General features: G+C 53.3%; 17 protein-coding genes and 1 riboswitch. Of the genes, 13 read left to right on the plus strand and 4 right to left on the minus strand.

Annotated elements, in window-relative coordinates; all coding sequences use genetic code 11:
• Nucleotides 1-1,140, minus strand: a complete 1,140-nt coding sequence (gene arnB, locus ABLV12_RS12225; protein ID WP_049593678.1) for a UDP-4-amino-4-deoxy-L-arabinose aminotransferase — start codon at nt 1,138-1,140, stop codon at nt 1-3.
• A 399-nt stretch (nt 1,141-1,539) separates the two neighbouring features.
• Nucleotides 1,540-2,046, minus strand: coding sequence for a phenolic acid decarboxylase (locus tag ABLV12_RS12230; protein ID WP_024274787.1), 507 nt, complete (start codon nt 2,044-2,046; stop codon nt 1,540-1,542).
• 97 nt (nt 2,047-2,143) lie between these two features.
• Between ABLV12_RS12230 and ABLV12_RS12235 the strand changes: the two genes are divergently transcribed.
• The 7 genes from ABLV12_RS12235 to nikR all read left to right on the plus strand — a co-directional run bounded on the left by ABLV12_RS12235 (nt 2,144) and on the right by nikR (nt 8,550).
• Nucleotides 2,144-3,004, plus strand: a complete 861-nt coding sequence (locus ABLV12_RS12235; RefSeq protein WP_348867068.1) for a LysR family transcriptional regulator — start codon at nt 2,144-2,146, stop codon at nt 3,002-3,004.
• A gap of 250 nt (nt 3,005-3,254) precedes the next feature.
• Nucleotides 3,255-4,823 (plus strand): nickel ABC transporter substrate-binding protein, encoded by a 1,569-nt coding sequence (gene nikA / locus ABLV12_RS12240; protein WP_335269625.1) that lies wholly within the window; start codon nt 3,255-3,257, stop codon nt 4,821-4,823.
• The gene (gene nikB / locus ABLV12_RS12245) at nt 4,823-5,767 is read left to right on the plus strand and encodes a nickel ABC transporter permease subunit NikB (protein WP_070555438.1); all 945 of its coding nucleotides are present in this window, start codon (nt 4,823-4,825) and stop codon (nt 5,765-5,767) included. Before nikA ends, nikB begins: the two co-directional genes overlap by 1 nt.
• Entirely contained in the window at nt 5,764-6,597 is an 834-nt protein-coding gene (gene nikC / locus ABLV12_RS12250) for a nickel ABC transporter permease subunit NikC (protein ID WP_004106621.1), read from the plus strand. Before nikB ends, nikC begins: the two co-directional genes overlap by 4 nt.
• Nucleotides 6,597-7,358, plus strand: a complete 762-nt coding sequence (gene nikD / locus ABLV12_RS12255) for a nickel import ATP-binding protein NikD (RefSeq protein ID WP_335269626.1) — start codon at nt 6,597-6,599, stop codon at nt 7,356-7,358. Before nikC ends, nikD begins: the two co-directional genes overlap by 1 nt.
• The gene (nikE, locus tag ABLV12_RS12260; protein ID WP_004116149.1) at nt 7,358-8,128 is read left to right on the plus strand and encodes a nickel import ATP-binding protein NikE; all 771 of its coding nucleotides are present in this window, start codon (nt 7,358-7,360) and stop codon (nt 8,126-8,128) included. The genes nikD and nikE overlap by 1 nt, the downstream gene beginning before the upstream one ends.
• A gap of 5 nt (nt 8,129-8,133) precedes the next feature.
• On the plus strand, nt 8,134-8,550 hold the full coding sequence (nikR, locus tag ABLV12_RS12265; RefSeq protein ID WP_004106628.1) for a nickel-responsive transcriptional regulator NikR: 417 nt from the start codon (nt 8,134-8,136) through the stop codon (nt 8,548-8,550).
• A gap of 51 nt (nt 8,551-8,601) precedes the next feature.
• Here the strand turns inward: nikR and ABLV12_RS12270 are convergent, their stop codons facing one another.
• Complete coding sequence (locus ABLV12_RS12270; RefSeq protein ID WP_004106630.1) at nt 8,602-9,159, minus strand: DUF1440 domain-containing protein; 558 nt, start codon at nt 9,157-9,159, stop codon at nt 8,602-8,604.
• 253 nt (nt 9,160-9,412) lie between these two features.
• Nucleotides 9,413-9,596, plus strand: a riboswitch (M-box (ykoK) riboswitch).
• Nucleotides 9,597-9,652: 56 nt separating this feature from the next.
• Between ABLV12_RS12270 and ABLV12_RS12275 the strand changes: the two genes are divergently transcribed.
• Nucleotides 9,653-10,666 carry a magnesium transporter gene (locus ABLV12_RS12275; protein ID WP_064397805.1) on the plus strand — a complete coding sequence of 338 codons (1,014 nt, stop codon included), beginning with the start codon at nt 9,653-9,655 and terminating at the stop codon, nt 10,664-10,666.
• Here ABLV12_RS12275 and ABLV12_RS12280 read toward each other — a convergent pair.
• On the minus strand, nt 10,632-10,964 hold the full coding sequence (locus ABLV12_RS12280) for a LysR family transcriptional regulator (RefSeq protein WP_335269627.1): 333 nt from the start codon (nt 10,962-10,964) through the stop codon (nt 10,632-10,634). The two genes, ABLV12_RS12275 and ABLV12_RS12280, sit on opposite strands and share 35 nt — an antisense overlap.
• 333 nt (nt 10,965-11,297) lie before the next feature.
• On the opposite strand from ABLV12_RS12280, the gene ABLV12_RS12285 reads away from it, so the two are divergent.
• The 5 genes from ABLV12_RS12285 (at nt 11,298) to ABLV12_RS12305 (ending at nt 17,621) form a co-directional block, all read left to right on the plus strand.
• Nucleotides 11,298-12,251, plus strand: coding sequence for a hydroxyacid dehydrogenase (locus tag ABLV12_RS12285; protein WP_004106636.1), 954 nt, complete (start codon nt 11,298-11,300; stop codon nt 12,249-12,251).
• A gap of 10 nt (nt 12,252-12,261) precedes the next feature.
• Nucleotides 12,262-12,960: an RraA family protein gene (locus ABLV12_RS12290; RefSeq protein ID WP_004106638.1), complete on the plus strand. Its 699-nt coding sequence runs from the start codon at nt 12,262-12,264 to the stop codon at nt 12,958-12,960.
• Nucleotides 12,961-13,026: 66 nt separating this feature from the next.
• A complete protein-coding gene (locus ABLV12_RS12295; RefSeq protein ID WP_004106639.1) occupies nt 13,027-14,421 on the plus strand; it encodes a DASS family sodium-coupled anion symporter in 1,395 nt (464 codons plus the stop codon).
• Nucleotides 14,422-14,433: 12 nt separating this feature from the next.
• A complete protein-coding gene (locus ABLV12_RS12300) occupies nt 14,434-15,597 on the plus strand; it encodes a metallo-dependent hydrolase (RefSeq protein ID WP_017145285.1) in 1,164 nt (387 codons plus the stop codon).
• 140 nt (nt 15,598-15,737) lie between these two features.
• Nucleotides 15,738-17,621 carry a sigma 54-interacting transcriptional regulator gene (locus ABLV12_RS12305; RefSeq protein ID WP_160886719.1) on the plus strand — a complete coding sequence of 628 codons (1,884 nt, stop codon included), beginning with the start codon at nt 15,738-15,740 and terminating at the stop codon, nt 17,619-17,621.
• Nucleotide 17,622 lies beyond the last annotated feature (1 nt).

Raw genomic sequence — 17,622 nt, forward strand, 5'->3', positions numbered from 1 at the left:
TCAACGTCCTGACAGCTGGTGCAGTGCGGAAATGACCCGAGTGACATCGTCGTCGGTCATATCCGGGAACAACGGGATGGAACAAATGCGCGCGCTGTTCCATTCCGTATGCGGTAATGAAACGTCGGGGAAACGCTCGCGGTAATACTTTTGCGTATGCGCGGCGCGGAAGTGCAGACCGGTGCCAATGCCCATGGCCTTCAGTTTTTCCATCAGGGCATCGCGGCTGATACCGCAGGCGGCTTCATCAACGCGGATAATAAACAGGTGCCAGGCGTGCTGATGCTCCCATGACGGCACCGCCAGCGGCCTGAAAGGCGTATCCGCCAGCTCGCGGAGATAGCGTTGCGCAATGGCGGCACGGCGCTGATTGGCGGCGGCAAGCTTGTCCAGCTGCACCAGCGCCAGCGCGGCGTTGATATCCGCCAGATTGTATTTAAAGCCCGGCGAAATCACCTCCGCCTGCGGGGCGCGGCCCAGGGTCTGCCGATCATAAGCATCTACGCCGAGGCCGTGGAACTTCAGGCTGCGAATACGTGCGGCCAGTTCATCATCGTCGGTTACAACCAGCCCGCCTTCGGCGCAGGTCATATTTTTGATCGCATGGAATGAGAAAATGGCGGTGCCGCGCCAGCCGACGTGACGGCCTTTGTAGTACGTCCCTGCCGCATGGGCAGCATCTTCAATCACCGGAATACCGTGACGCTCGGCAATCGCGCGAATGGCGTCGATATCCACCGGCGCGCCCGCATAGTGCACCGGGACGATCGCCTTGGTCCGTGGAGTGATCGCCGCTTCAACCGCTTCGGGAGTAATCATCAGGTTCTCGGGATCGACATCGATCATCACCGGCGTTGCGCCGAGCAGGCAGATCATGTTCAGCGTGGAGACCCAGGTCTGCGAAGGGGTGATCACTTCATCGCCGGCGCTGATACCCAGCGCCATCAGCGTAACGTGCATGCCGCCGGTCGCCGAACTGACGGCGATGGCGTGACGGTTGCCGGTTAATGCGCAAAACGCTTCTTCCAGCGCCTGATTTTTCGGTCCGGTGGTGATCCAGCCGGATTGCAAAACTTCACGCAGCGCAGCCAGCTCTGCGTCGCCCATCGACGGGCGCGAAAACGGCAAAAAATCGCTCATCATTTTCCTGTTCTATAAATGACCCGACTAAACACGGGGTCGATAAGAAATATCCTGCACCTGCTGACTTAAACAAAATGAAAATGAAAGCAAATCAGCCCGATGCCGCGTTTCATTACTTTGTATTCAGATGTTATTAAATCTAGACAGGTTTGCTTAGGATAATATTAAGAAATTAATATTAATTAATTTATAATGATAATTATGTTTAAATTCAATCAGGTAGGAAAAAATTCAGCGTAAGAAAGGGATGTGTAGCGTTCCCGCCATATGGCGAAATAGCGGGAACGCAGTGGGGAAAAGTAAACGGAGGTTAAACCACTTTTCAATTAGCCATTTTTAAACATGGATGACCAAATATAAAAAATCCAGTCGAATCACTAAACTATTTCAAAATTATTACAGATTGCCAGGAAAATTTTCAGGCAATTCATTAGCCGGGCAATTAATCACTTCGTCATTATCCGCGCCGCAATCGCGCACAAAAGTGATGGTGGCAAACTCATCAATCACCTCCGTCGGATACGCCGGGCCGGCTTCACGGTAGGAAACCATCAGCGGGATATGATCGTTCTGGAAGCAGACGGTTTTTTCCGGATTATTCATCACCCAGCGTGGGAAAAAGATAGTGCCGTGGAACAGTTTGTCGCCGAGGTTTACGATCAGGCTGACGTCGGTACCGGTCGGTTCGGTCCAGGAAATTTTGTAGATGCTTTCACCAACGCGAACGATGTAAGCCTGTTGATCTTTCACCCAACGATTCGCGACGATGCCGCTGTGAATGCGGTAATCCAGAGTGGTGGCGTTTTTCACGTAAATTTCGTAGTTCCAGCCATTATCATAGGTATAAACCAGATGTTTACCGATAAAACCGCTCAGGTCATGTTTGTCGAATGTGCTCATAATTTGTTCTCCTCTATTTGTTGAGAACAAGCATACTGCTTTAAAAAATGGATGAATAACGCTATGTTTGGATTAAACTCATTCACTTTTTAGATGAATCATGCACAAGACTACGCTGGAACAATGGGCGCTGCTGGAAAAGGTGGTCGAACTGGGTAGCTTCGCGAAGGCGGCGGAAGAGACCCACCGCAGTCAGTCGTCGGTGAGCTATAATCTCGCGCTGCTGCAGGAGCGCCTCGGCGTCACGCTACTCACGCCATCGGGCCGTCGCGCGGTGCTGACCCCGGCGGGTGAGCTGCTGCTTGGCCAGGTTAAACCGCTGCTGCAGGCCTTCGCTTACGTCGAAACCCATGCCGCCACCCTGCGCGATGGCACGCGAACCCGACTGGACCTGGTGGTCGACAGCATTTTTCCGCGCGAGCGGCTGTTCGCCATTCTGCGCCAGTTTCAACAGCGCTATCCGCAGACCCAGGTCAGGCTGACCGAAGTGCTGGAAAACGTTGAAGAGGAACATCCGGCCCGCAGCGAGGCGGACGTGATGGTGCTGACCCGCCGCCAGGATATTACCGGCCGCGGAGAATGGCTGATGAATATTGATTTTGTCGCCGTCGCCCATCGCGAGCATCCGCTCTCCGCGCTTCAGGGACCGCTGGATGATAACGCGCTGGCCCCCTGGCCGCTGGTGCGCATCGCCGATCGCAGCAACGACCCGCAATCCTCCCGCGATGCATGGACCTTTTCCACCATTGATGCCGCCATTGATGCGGTGCTGTACCAGGTCGGTTTCGGCTGGCTGCCGGAGGAGCGTATTCGCCCTCAGCTACAGCAAGGAGTGCTGAAGATGCTGCCGCTGGGACACGGCGCGCGGCGCGCCACGCCGCTGCATTTGATCGTTAAGCGTGTTTTAACGCCCATTGATGAGCAGGTCGCCACGCTGCTGGATCTGTTCAGAACCCCCTGAGGGTCTGATAGCCCGGACAGATGCGCAGCATCGCCTCCGGGAAATTCTGCCACGCTGCGCTCTGATCCCGAAGCTGATGCTTCAAGGCTTGCGCTACGCTTAGCCAGGCTGCAGGCGGGTTCACAATCTCATACAGCAGAAATAGACATATCATTTTCTTATACTTTCAGCCCCTATATTGATCCAGCTTACGTCGAAAGTATGATGAATTATTAAAATCGTCATACTTTCCTGTCGCTGAGAAAATGCTTTGTCTATCATCCGCACCACCCTGCTGGCGCTATTCGCCTGCGCTCCGTTGCTGGCCTGCGCCGCGCCCAATGAACTCACCACCGCATGGCCGGTCAACGTGGGGCCGCTTAATCCTCACCTCTACACGCCCAACCAGATGTTCGCCCAGAGCATGGTCTATGAGCCACTGGTAAAGTATCAGGCGGATGGTTCGGTAAAACCCTGGCTGGCCAAAAGCTGGACCCAATCGGCGGACGGCAAAGTCTGGATTTTCACCCTGCGCGATGATGTGACATTTTCCAACGGCGAAGCGTTTGACGCCCATGCCGCCGCGGAGAACTTCCGCGTGGTGCTCGATAACCGCCAGCGCCACGCCTGGCTGGAGCTGGTCAATCAGATTGTCGATGTCAAAGCGCTCAGCCAAAACCAACTGCAAATCACCCTGAAAAGCGCGTATTACCCGTTCCTGCAAGAGCTGGCCCTGCCGCGCCCTTTCCGCTTTATCGCCCCGTCGCAGTTTAAAGACAATGAGACCCTGCACGGCATTAAAGCGCCGATTGGCACCGGCCCTTGGGTACTGAAGGCATCAAAACTCAATCAGTACGATGTGCTGGTGCGTAACGAGCGCTACTGGGGGGAAAAGCCGCAAATTGAAAAGATTACCGTCAAGGTGATCCCGGACCCGACGACCCGCGCTGTAGCTTTTGAAACCGGAGATATCGACCTACTGTACGGTAACGAAGGGCTGCTGCCGCTCGACACCTTCGCGCGCTTTAGCCAGAACCCGGCATACCATACCCAGCTTTCCCGGCCAATAGAGACGGTGATGCTGGCGCTAAATTCCGCCAAAGCGCCCACCAGTGAGCTGTTGGTGCGTGAAGCGCTGAACTACGCGGTGAATAAAAAATCGCTGATTGATAACGCTCTGTACGGCACGCAGCAGGTTGCTGATACGCTGTTTGCCCCCACCGTGCCTTATGCCGACATTGGCCTGACGCCGCGCCGGTACGATCCGCAGCAGGCGAAAGCGTTGCTGGAAAAAGCGGGCTGGCTACTGCCTGCGGGAAAAGAGATTCGCGAGAAAAACGGCCAGCCGCTGCGCGTTGAACTGTCGTTCATTGGCACTGACGCCCTGAGCAAGTCGATGGCGGAAATCATTCAGGCCGATATGCGGCAGATTGGCGTGGACGTGGCGCTGGTCGGCGAGGAAGAGAGCAGTATTTATGCCCGCCAGCGCGATGGTCGCTTCGGCATGATTTTCAACCGCACCTGGGGGGCGCCGTACGATCCGCACGCCTTTATGAGTTCGATGCGCGTGCCGTCGCACGCCGATTTTCAGGCGCAGCAGGGTTTAGCCGACAAGCCGCTGATCGATAAAGAGATTAGCGAGGTGCTGGAAACCACCGACGAACCCCACCGTCAGGCGTTGTACCGCGACATTTTGACCCGTCTGCACAATGACGCGGTTTATCTGCCTATCAGCTATGTCTCGACGATGGTGGTCGCCAGACCGGAGCTGGGTGCTATTCCTTACGCGCCAATTGCGTCTGAAATTCCGTTTGAACAGATTAAACCGGTGAAACCCTAATGCTACGTTACGCGCTACGGCGGATCTCGCTGCTGATCCCGATGATCTTCGCCGCCTCGGTGATTATCTTCCTCATGCTGCGCCTGGGTACCGGCGACCCGGCGCTCGACTATTTGCGACTGTCGAACCTGCCGCCAACGCCAGAGATGGTCGCCTCTACCCGCGTGATGCTGGGACTGGATCAGCCGCTTATCGTCCAGTACGGCAACTGGCTGTGGCAGGCGCTGCATCTGGATTTTGGCATCTCGTTCGCCACCCAGCGTCCGGTGCTGGATGACATGCTGAACTTCCTGCCCGCCACGCTACAGCTGGCGGGGGCTGCGCTGGTGTTGATTCTCCTCACCTCCGTACCGCTCGGTATTTGGGCGGCGCGGCATCGTGACCGCCTGCCGGATTTTATTGTGCGGGTTATCGCCTTTCTTGGCGTGTCGATGCCCAACTTCTGGCTTGCCTTTCTGCTGGTGATGTTCTTTTCGGTTTACCTGCAATGGTTGCCTGCGATGGGCTATGGCGGCTGGCAGCACATCATTCTACCGGCGGTGTCGATTGCCTTTATGTCGCTGGCGATCAACGCTCGTCTGCTGCGCGCCAGTATGCTGGAGGTCGCCGGGCAGCGCCATGTGACCTGGGCCAGACTGCGCGGTCTGAACGAGAAACAAACCGAACGTCGCCATATTTTGCGTAACGCTTCGCTGCCGATGATCACCGCCGTAGGAATGCATATCGGCGAGCTGATTGGCGGCACGATGATTATCGAGAATATCTTTGCCTGGCCCGGCGTGGGGCGCTACGCCGTCTCGGCGATATTTAACCGCGACTATCCGGTCATTCAGTGCTTTACGCTGATGATGGTGATTGTTTTTGTGGTCTGTAACCTGATGGTTGACCTGTTGAATGCCGCGCTGGATCCGCGCATTCGTCGCCATGAAGGAGCGCGTTCGTGAACTTTTTCCTCTCTTCGCGCGGGTCTGTTCGCCTCTCTTTACTCATCATCGCCCTGCTGGCGGTCGTTGCGCTCACCAGCCAGTGGTGGCTGCCTTACGATCCGCAGGCGATCGATCTGCCTTCGCGCCTGCTGGCACCTGATAGCCAGCACTGGCTGGGCACCGATCATCTGGGCCGCGATATCTTCTCGCGATTGCTGGCGGCAACCCGCATATCGCTTGGCTCGGTGATGGCCTGCCTGCTGCTGGTGCTGGCGCTGGGATTGATCGTCGGCGGCAGCGCGGGGCTTATCGGCGGTCGCGTCGATCAGGTCACCATGCGCATCGCGGATATGTTTATGACTTTCCCGACCTCGATCCTCTCTTTCTTTATGGTCGGCGTGCTGGGAACCGGGCTGACCAATGTGATTATCGCCATCGCCCTGTCGCACTGGGCGTGGTACGCACGGATGGTGCGCAGCCTGACCCTCTCCCTGCGCCAGCGCGAATTTGTGCTCGCTTCCCGGCTTTCCGGCGCGGGCCATGTTCGGGTGTTTATCGACCATCTGGCCGGTGCCGTGATTCCGTCTCTGCTGGTACTGGCGACGCTGGATATTGGTCACATGATGCTGCACGTCGCCGGGATGTCGTTCCTTGGCCTCGGCGTCACCGCGCCCACCGCCGAATGGGGGGTGATGATTAACGACGCGCGCCAGTATATCTGGACCCAGCCGCTGCAAATGTTCTGGCCGGGGCTGGCGCTGTTTATCACCGTGATGGCCTTTAACATGGTGGGTGACGCGCTGCGCGATCGTCTGGACCCTCATCTGGTTACGGAGCATACCCACTGATGCCGCAACAAATTGAACTGCAAAACATCGCCTTACGGGCCGAGCGTCCGCTGGTGCACGGCGTTTCTTTGACGATCAAACGCGGACGCGTGCTGGCGCTGGTTGGCGGCAGCGGCAGCGGCAAATCCCTGACCTGCGCCGCGGCGCTGGGCATTTTGCCTCCCGGCGTACGCCAGACGGCGGGGATAATCCTTGCCGACGGCCAGCCGGTTTCTCCCTGTGCGCTACGCGGCAGCAAAATCGCCACCATTATGCAGAATCCGCGCAGCGCTTTTAATCCGCTGCGAACAATGGCCGATCACGTCCGGGAAACCTGCCGGGCCCTGGATAAAGCCTCAGACGACGCCACGCTTATTGCGGCGCTGGAAGCCGTCGGGCTGGAGAACGCGCCGCGCGTGCTCAAGCTATACCCGTTTGAGATGAGCGGCGGCATGCTGCAGCGAATGATGATTGCTATGGCGTTGCTGTGCGATGCGCCCTTTATCGTTGCCGACGAACCCACCACCGATCTGGACGCGGTGGTCCAGGCACGCATTCTCGATCTGCTGGTAAGTATTATGCAAAACCGCGGCCCCGGCATGCTGCTGGTGACGCATGATATGGGGGTGGTGGCCAGGCTGGCGGACGATGTCGCGGTAATGGATAGCGGCAGCATTGTGGAACAGGGCGATGTGGAATCTCTGTTTCGCGCCCCGCGACACGACATCACCCGCGGGCTGGTGGCGGCGCATCTCGCCCTTTATGGTCTGGAGCTAAGCTGATGACATTACTGACCGCCTCGACAATTACCCATCACTACCCGGACTTAAAGGTGCTAACAGAGGTCTCTTTAGCGCTGAAAAGCGGTGAAACCGTGGCCCTGCTGGGGCGTAGCGGCTGCGGCAAAAGCACGCTGGCGCGCCTGCTCGTCGGCCTGGAATCCCCAACGCAGGGTCGCATCTGCTGGCGGGGAGAGCCGCTCTCCCGGCTCAATCGCGCTAAACAAAAGGCGTTCCGTCGGGATATTCAGATGGTGTTTCAGGACGCCATCAGCGCGGTCAATCCGCGTAAAACCGTACGCGAGATTCTGCGCGAGCCTATGCGTCACCTGCTATCGTTGACGAAAGCGGAGCAGCTGGCCCGGGCCAGCGAAATGCTCAGGGCGGTGGATCTCGACGATAGCGTGCTGAATAAGCGCCCCCCGCAGCTGAGCGGCGGGCAGCTACAGCGCATCTGCCTGGCGCGGGCGCTGACGGTAGAACCGAAGCTGCTGATCCTGGATGAGGCGGTTTCTAACCTCGACCTCGTGATCCAGGCGAGCGTTATTCGTCTGCTCAAAAAGCTCCAGCAGCAGTTCGGCACCGCCTGTCTTTTTATCACCCACGATTTACGCCTGGTTGAGCGCTTTTGCCAGCGGGTGATGGTGATGGATGAGGGGAAAATCGTGGAGATACAAACCGTGGGCGAGGCATTAACTTTTTCCTCTGACGCCGGTCGCGTGTTACAAAATGCGGTACTTCCCGCCTTTCCCGTGCGCCGAAATAAGGTTTAAGCCAGATGCAACGAATTACCATTACTCTCGATGACGATTTACTCGATACGCTGGATAGCCTGAGCCAGCGCCGTGGCTACAACAACCGTTCCGAAGCGATCCGCGATATTCTGCGCGGCGCGCTGGCCCAGGAGGCCGCTCAGGAGCACGGTACCCAGGGCTTCGCGGTGCTCTCTTACGTCTATGAACATGAGAAACGCGATCTCGCCAGCCGTTTAGTCTCCACCCAACATCACCACCACGATCTCTCCGTCGCTACTCTGCATGTGCATATTAATCACGACGATTGTCTGGAAATTGCCGTGCTGAAGGGGGATATGGGCGACGTTCAGCATTTTGCCGATGACGTTATCGCCCAGCGCGGCGTGCGCCACGGCCATTTGCAGTGCCTGCCGACGGAGAAAGAATCCCCCCACTCATAAACTGTGCGCGGGGATAAACGGCTTTTTAACTCGCGAGTGGGGCTAACGCTATCATGCTGGCTCGTTAGCCCATGCGCCTCGTAGCGGTTTTGCCAGCAGGGCAAGAACGGCAATCATGCTGATTTCAATCGAAAACGACCAGCAAATATGACCGAGGGTTTCGCTCCACAGCTCGTAGCCGTTCAGGTTCCACAGCCATCCGGTTTCCCCGTTTAAATAGGCCGGGTGCCTGAAGCCCAACGCGGGAATGAGAAAGCCGTGCATAACGAGAGTAATAATCAGACCATAGGCCGCGCCGTACCAGAGCCGAATCTTTGGCCAGTACGCGGAAATAAAGACATAAAGAAAGGCGAAAGCAAAACTGAATAACCAGTGATAAAGCATGACGGCGCCGGGGATCGTCACTCCCTGGTAAACGTAGTCCAGCGAGTGTGAATTAATACCGAGCCAGCCAAGCCAGGCGTCGATATGCGCCGCCGGAGGCGATATTTCTCCCGCCACGCGAGGCGGCATATTGGCCTCCGTTCCCGACTTAACCAGGGAGCTAATAAAGCCCCCAATCAGCGTAGTCCAGATAATAACCTGGAGATTAACCCTGTTTTTCAACATAATAGATTTCCTCTTACAATATCGCTTATAGGATGTGTCACCTCTGATTTTTCAACTAATCAATGCGCTGATAACAGCCTGCTTGACTTATTCATCGATCATTATAGTTTGCCACTAACAAGTGCATGCTAAGACAACCCGCTCCTGCTACCTCCCCTATCGCGAAAACCAGCGGTTTTTCTCAACCATTAATAAACGATATGAATTATACGTTTGGTTAATTATTTCACTTCGCTAATAATCACGTCTCATTTAACGATCTCGTTATGGCGAGGCTCCTGCATAAACATAAGTTACCGCCCTGTTGGTATCGAGAGAGACCACTCAGGGAAATACAGGCTTCCATCGAATCAAGGTGTTGCCAAGGTAACTTCTGACGGCGTTCATGTCGGACAGATACGTTGTGCAGTGCTAAAACCAGGACGTAGGGATCTGCTTGTGCTCATCCTGTCTTGTTCGCCCCTATGAGTGATTTTTTATAGGGAATTACACCATGTCTTCCATTCAACTGTGCGCCGCACACCAGGCGACTTCGACTTTCGACGGCGACGCAATTGCCCAGTACATGCGTACCGATTTCATTACCCTGCCGGAGCATCTCAGCGTTCATGAGGCGCGAGAACTGTTCGTTTCTCAGCTGGCCAGCGATGAGATCCCCGGCCAGGTTTTTGTCGTCGCCGGAAAAAAACTGCGCGGCAGTTTATCGATTAAAAAGCTGCTGCAGGAGAGCGATACCGCGCAATCCATCCGTTATTTAATGGATAGCTGTCTGTTTCGCGTCAGGCCCGACGACCCGCGCCCGCAGGTGGTCGCCGAACTCGGCGAGCGCGGGCTCGATCTGGTGCCGGTGGTCGAAAAGGGTGAGCTGGTCGGCTGCCTGATGGAAAAAGAGATCGCTCATCTGCTGGAAGATGACGTGACCGAGGATGCTCAGCGCCAGGGGGCGACGCTGCCGCTGGAAAAGCCCTATCTGGAAACCAGCCCGTGGGCGCTGTGGAAAAAACGTTCGGTATGGCTGCTGCTGCTCTTTGTCGCCGAAGCCTACACCAGCAGCGTGTTACAGCATTTTGAAGAGGCGCTGGAATCGGCTATCGCGCTGGCCTTTTTCATACCACTGCTGATTGGTACCGGCGGAAACAGCGGAACGCAGATAACCTCTACGCTAGTACGTTCGATGGCGCTGGGGGAAGTGCGACTGCGCGATATGGGACGCGTGATCCGCAAAGAGGTCTCAACCTCGCTGCTGATCGCCATCACGCTCGGCCTGGCGGGCTGCCTGCGCGCCTGGACGATGGGCATCGGAATGGAGATCACCCTGATTGTCAGTCTGACGCTGGTATGCATCACCCTGTGGAGCGCGGTGGTGTCGTCGGTGATCCCCCTGACGCTTAAGCGCGTCGGCATCGACCCGGCGGTGGTGTCAGCGCCGTTTATCGCCACCCTCATCGACGGTACCGGATTAATTATCTATTTTAAAATCGCCCAGTATTTTCTTGGCCTGAATTGATTATTGCACCCGGCGGGCACGTCTTGCCGGGCTGTTTTATCCCCGCACGAATATCAGCAATCGCATTAAGCAATCTCAGTAAATCCGGTGCAAGTCGATAAAAAGCGTGCCCTTTCTCCGTTAAAATAACTTTTCTGATATTCCTGCCACGCGTAATCAGGTTAAAACCCAGTTCATTTTCTAGCGCACATATGCTGGTTGTTATTAGCGAAGGGGCAATACTCAGCCGCTGCGATGCAAAGTGAATACTCCCCTCCCGAACCATAAGCATGAATATCTCCACCTGTAATTTATTCATTGCCGAAATTCCTCCTGCTTAAACCTTTGGCTTACGTTTTAAGTTGTCCATTACGCAATGTCAATCGGTACAAACGGCCCCTCCGCCCCTACAAATAAAATAAAGTGTGAAGCTGACCGCTAGCGCATTTAATTATGCATTTCAGCCATTTCATTATTAAATATCCAGTCTCGCGGCGGCGTCTGCGGATGTGAACGACATCACTATAAGCCAGCCAACCAAAAAACAAAATATTCATATTTATCAAACAATTAAAGAAAACGCACTTGCTGAATTAATTTATGGCACACGCCATGCAATTACCTCCACGTAATCAACACTGGAGATAGTTAAATGACGTACAAAATTTTACTCCCGCAGGAAATCATGGCTGAAGGGAGAGAATACCTGGAAAGTCGCGGTTATCAGCTGATTAACGGATCAGGGATGGAAGAAGAAGATATCATTCGCGACATCGGGGACTGCGACGGTATTATCGTACGCCTTTCAAAAATGTCCGATCGCGTATTTGAGGCGGCTAAAAAGCTGAAAGTCGTTGCACGACACGGTGCCGGTTACGATACGGTCGATCTGGAGTCAGCGAAACGTCACGGCGTAGTCGTATTAAATGCGCCAATTGCTAACAGCATGTCCGTTGCCGAACTGGCCATATTTTATATGCTGCACTGCTCGCGTAATTTCAAGCTGGTACAGGAAAAGATGCTTGAAGATTATTACTGGGCAAAACTGCGCACACCAAAAGTTGAGCTGGATGGTAAAACGCTGGGCCTGATTGGCGTGGGAAATATCGGTTCACGCGTGGCAATCAAAGCGCTGCATGGCTTTAATATGAAAGTTATCGCCTACGATCCGTATAAAACCCAGCAGCAGATCCCCGAAGGCGTAGAGCTCACCGACGATTTTGACCGTATTTTCAAAGAGAGCGACTTCGTTTCTCTGCACTGCCCGACGACCGCGGAAACCACCGATTTTGTCGGTGAGAAACAGTTTTCCATGATGAAGCCCACCGCCTACTTCATTAATACCGCACGCGGAAAGCTGGTTGATGAAAAGGCGCTGTATCACGCCTTGAGCACCCACGCTATCGCCGGAGCGGGCGTGGACGTCTTAAAGAAAGAGCCGTTTGATGCCAACGATCCGATTTTCTCGCTAAGCAATATCGTGATTGCCCCGCACATTGGCGCCGCCACTATCGAAGCGACCGACAGAGCCTCGCTCCATTCCGCGATTGGCATTGATGAAGTCTTATCCGGTAAGAAACCATCCTGGCCGGTGCCGGGTTTTTAAGGAGAAAAACATGACTATTGGTAACCGTATTTTTTTAAAACGTCCGGCCTGCAGCGTCGATCTTCTGAAAGAATTTGAACAACTCCCGGCGGCGAATATTGCTGACACCATGAATCGTATTGCCGTACTGGGTAACGGGATTAAACGGATTTCTTCGCCGAAAAAACCGATTATGGCGGGCTTCGCCATCACCGTAAAAGTTCGTGCGGGCGATAACCTGATGCTGCACGCCGCGCTGGATATGGCGGGTGAGAACGATGTGATTGTGGTCTCCAACGAAGGCGACCGTTCGCGAGCGCTGATGGGCGAGATCATGGTGGCCTACGCCCACTGCATGAAGAAAGTCGCCGGTATCGTGCTGGACGGGCCAATCCGTGACATCGATGCGCTGTCGGTTCTCGATTTTCCACTGTTCGCCACCGGCTCCAACCCCGCAGGCCCGTTTAAACAAGGTCCCGGCGAGGTGAACACGCCGATCGCCGTTGGCGGCGTCGCGGTTTGTCCGGGCGACCTGATCGTCGGCGATGCGGATGGCGTCATTGTTATCCCCCTCGGCGACGCAGAAGCCGTACTGAATAAAGCCAAAGATTATGCAAAATTCGATGCAAGCAAAGTAGAGGCCGCGAAAAACGGCACCGCGAATCGCCTTTGGGTCAAAAAATCACTGGATGAGACAGGCGTTGAGTTTATCGACGACATGTATCGTTAATTTGATTAAATAATATCAGGCCGCGGTGCCCTGACGGGCCGTGGCTTTAAAGCAAAGGTAATAAAAATGCTTTATTTAAAACTCTTGCCCATTATCTTTTTTCCCGTTTTATTTTGGATAATACCGCACCCGGAAGGCGTCGCCGCGCCGACCTGGCATATGGTTGGCATCTATCTGGCGATGCTGTGCGGACTGGTTTTACGTCCGTTTACCGATGCGGTCATTATGCTGATTATTCTCGGGTTTGCCTCTCTGGTTCTCGACCCTGCTCCTCTGTTTGCGGGTTTTGGTAGCCCGATGGTCTGGTTTATCATCAGCGCCTTTATTATTTGCAAAGCGTTTGTCATTACCGGTCTGGGTAAACGTATCGCCTATCTGCTGCTAAAACGCTACGGTAAAAATACCCTCACCCTGGGCTATCTGATGATGGTGACGGATACCGTACTGGCCCCGGCAACAGGTTCAAATATGTCCCGTTCCGGAGGCATCACCTATCCCATCTTCAGGAACATCGCCGAAGCGCTGGGCTCGAAGCCCGACGACGGTAGCCGGAAAATCGGCGCCTATCTGACCATCCTGATGTACGTCGTCTCAATGGGAACCTCCAGCCTGTTTCTGACGGGGATGGCGACCAACTCAATTACCGTCTCGCTGGCTAACGAGATCATGAAAGTGAATCTCGAATGGATGACCTGGTTTAAAGCCGCCATTGTGCCCGCCGGACTGGTGCTGCTGCTCGCGCCATGGATTCTGTATAAAATCTACGCCCCGGAACTCAAAGTTATTGATAACGTGAACGAAATTGCTGAAAAAGGCCTGCGTGAACTGGGTCCGGTAAAGCGCGAAGAGAAGCTGTTGATCGTATTCTTTATTCTGGGCGTACTCGGCTGGATGACGGGCTCCATTACCGGCATCGCCTTTATTCCCGTCGGCCTGGCTTTCCTCGCCTGCCTGCTGCTTTTCGGCGTCCTGAGCTGGAACGACGTGGTGAGCGAAAAATCGGCCTGGCAGACCTTCGTCTGGTACGGCGCGTTTTATGGATGCGCGGTTGCGCTATCAAAAGGCGGGTTCTATGTCTTCCTGGTCGACGTTATCAAAAACTATCTTGACCTGTCGCACCTGAATGAAATCAGCGCGATTGCCGTCCTGGTCTTTATCAGCCTTGCTGTCCGCTATTTCTTTGTCTCTAATAGCGCGTTCGTGGTCTCATTCTACCCGGTACTTTTTACCCTGGGAATGACGACTCAGGCGCATCCTATGTACGTGGCGCTTTCTCTGGCCTTCTCCGCAGGCTATGGCGCATTGCTGACGCACTATGGCAACGGCGCTGGCGTATTTACGTTCTCCAGCGGCTACGTGCCGCAAAAAACATTCTGGATGCTGGGCACCATCATGGTGGTGGTCAACGTATTAATCTTCTTCCTGATCGGTATTCCCTACTGGAAGTTTATCGGCATTTAACAGGAGCATAAAATGAAACTGGATATTCTGATTAAAAACGGTCTGGTCGCCGATCTTGATAGCCGCGATTATATTAATCGCAATATTGGCATCATCGGCGATCGTATCGTTGACTTAAATGCCGTTGATGATTTGCAGGCCGAAACGGTTATTGATGCCGCAGGTTGTATCGTACTGCCTGGCTTAATCGACTTCCATGGCCATGTTTTTCATGGCGGGACCGCCATCAGTGTTAACCCTGATATCGTATGCTTGCCTAATGGGGTCACCAGTATGGTCGATGCCGGCAGCAGCGGCTGGGTAAATTATCAGCTTTTTCGCAATAGCGTGATTCATCCTGCCATGGTGAAAATCAAAAGCTATCTGAACGTGGTCAACGTCGGACTTTCTACCCTCGGAGGCGGGCCGACCGGTTATCTGGAAAATACCAATCCGGCAAATTACAACGAGGAGAAGATAGCGCAAACGCTGAATGGCAACAGAGACAATATTCTCGGCCTGAAACTACGCTACAGCCAGGATATCGCTAAAGGGAAACAGTACGCCAGCGACCCTCTTCTCTCTACCGTCTCCCTGGCGCGTAAACTGGATACCACGATTTGCGTTCACGTCACGGACTCTCTTCTCTGCGCCGATGAACTGATCCGCTATTTTAATGCCGATGATATTTACGCGCACTGTTTCCACGGCACCGGCCACTCGATTCTCAATGAACAAGGCGAGGTCTATGCGGCGATAAAAGAGGCCCAGTCCCGGGGCGTTATCTTCGACTGTTCAAACGGCGTGGCCCACTTTGATTTTCACGTTGCCAGAACCGCCATGGCGCAGGGATTCTATCCTGATATCATTAGTACCGATCTCACTTTAAGAAATAGCTTACGGACGGATAAGGTCTACAGTCTGCTCCACGTCATGTCGAAATATCTCAACATGGGAATGTCCTTCTTCGATATTGTTCGCGCGGTAACCGCTACGCCGGCCCGCCTGATGAAGATGCAGGGACAAATTGGTACCCTGGCGCCCGGCGCGTTTGCTGATATTTCGATTGTTAAACTGCAAAAAGAGAAGATTGTTTTTGAAGATACTCAGGGCGTTAAAATTGAAGGCGACCGTTACATTGATAACTGCGCTACCCTGTGTAATGGTCAAATTGTCTACCGCCGCCTGCGCTTCTAATCGCTAATTATTAAGCCTTACGTCTACATCGGCGTAAGGCTTTTATTCTGAATCGCGTATAATATGACTTCACTCATTGATTCTCCTCGCGCTCATCATATACTAAGGCTTGCCTACCCTGCTTTCTGCGAGAATAATGCATGAATAATAATGAAATTGTTATCTTTTCAGTTTCCAGGACAATAACCCAACGAATCATGAATGTCCTTATTGAAAGGAAACTCGACATCCCCGTGTATGAATTTCGTTATTCAGAAGTTCTCGACAAAGCCCATGAGATGATTCAATCCGGCACTAAGATAATTATTAGCCGAGGCGGTACCGCCGCACTCCTGCGTAGCAATATTACTATCCCCGTCATTGAAATAGCCCATGATTTTCATGGCGTTTATCGCATCTTACAAGAAGCGAATAGTAAGTCGCAAAAAATCGCCGCCGTTGGTTTCCCGCAGTTTTGCAGCGCCTTACGCCATTACCAGAACATGACCAATGAAGATTTTAAAATTTGTCAGGTTTATAATCATCACGATATTGAAAATGTTATAAAAAATCTTTCGGAGAATAATTACCATACCGTAATCGGCGGACTGACCGTTGCTGAAATGGCTCAAAAATATCACCTCAATGCTATTATGGGGGATACTGATAACATTTCCATTGAGCAGGCCATCAATGAAGCTCACAGTTTATTGAAATACATTAATCGTGAAAACAGCAAACTGATCATGAGCCACTCAGCATTGAATCAGGCGCGTGAAGGTATTATGTGCATCGATCAGCTTGGTGAAATTATCAATATCAACGCTACCGGCGTGGCATTATTCCAATGTCAAGCCGGAGATAAAATATTCAAAAAAGAAGCGTTTAAAGAGATCTACGCCAGTATTATTAATGAATTAGACATCAAAGAGCAGGCTATAGACATCAACGGCGTAACGATTCATATTTCCGTGCGCCACTTTTCTAACCGAAAAATATCTTATGCCGTTATTACGGGGCTAAGCCAGGAGAGCACGCTTTGGCAAAACAGCGTCAACAAAAAAAGTAAGCTGCGCGGTTTTTCCACAACCTGGTCTTTCGACGATATTATTGGTCAGTCTCCGGCCATCCTCGATGTTATAAAAAAAGCCAAACTGTGTGCCCGCCATGAACTGCCGATTCATATTTTAGGTGATACCGGCACGGGCAAAGAACTTTTCGCCCAAAGTATTCACCACTATAGCGCCAGAGGCCATAGTCCTTTTATCGCGATTAACTGCGCGGCCATCCCCGAGAGCATTCTGGAAAGTGAACTCTTTGGCTATGCCGACGGCGCCTTTACCAGCGCGCGGAAGGGCGGCAAACCTGGGGTGTTTGAAATGGCGATGAACGGTACGGTGTTTATCGATGAAATCAGCGAAGCGCCGCTATCGGTACAGGTTAAGCTACTGCGCGTATTGCAGGAAAAGCAGTTTTCTCGTCTCGGCGGCGATACGCTTATTACCGCCGATTTTCGCCTGATCACCGCCAGCAATAAGGATCTGCGCCAGCTCGTCGCCAACGGTGAATTCCGGCAGGATCTGTACTACAGAATCAATATCCTTGAGTTGACGCTACCGGCCTTACGCCAACGACCGGGCGATATTATGCTGTTAATTCAGCACTTGCTTCATCAGCAGGATAAGCAAATTACCTTTACCCCCGACGCGGTGGATTTTTTACATAGCTATCGCTGGCCCGGCAATATTCGCGAACTCCAGGCGGTGATCTACCGACTCATTGTGCTGCTCGATATAGACAGGGTGAACAAGGAGATTTTACTCCAGGTTAGTCAAATTACACCCGATGACCATCAGCAACTCGCTCACTCCCCGGCTGTGAGCGTCTCATCCGATGAAACCGATCTATTAAAGAAACAAGAGAAACAACTGATTACCAGCGTAATAGAAAAAACCGACGGAGACAGAACCAGAGCATCGGTCATGCTGGGTATTAGCCCCACCACCCTGTGGCGCAAATTAAAGCAGCATAATATCAGCGGATAAG

The organism is Klebsiella sp. CN_Kp100 (genome assembly GCF_040065315.1).
Taxonomy (GTDB): Bacteria; Pseudomonadota; Gammaproteobacteria; order Enterobacterales; family Enterobacteriaceae; genus Klebsiella; species Klebsiella oxytoca.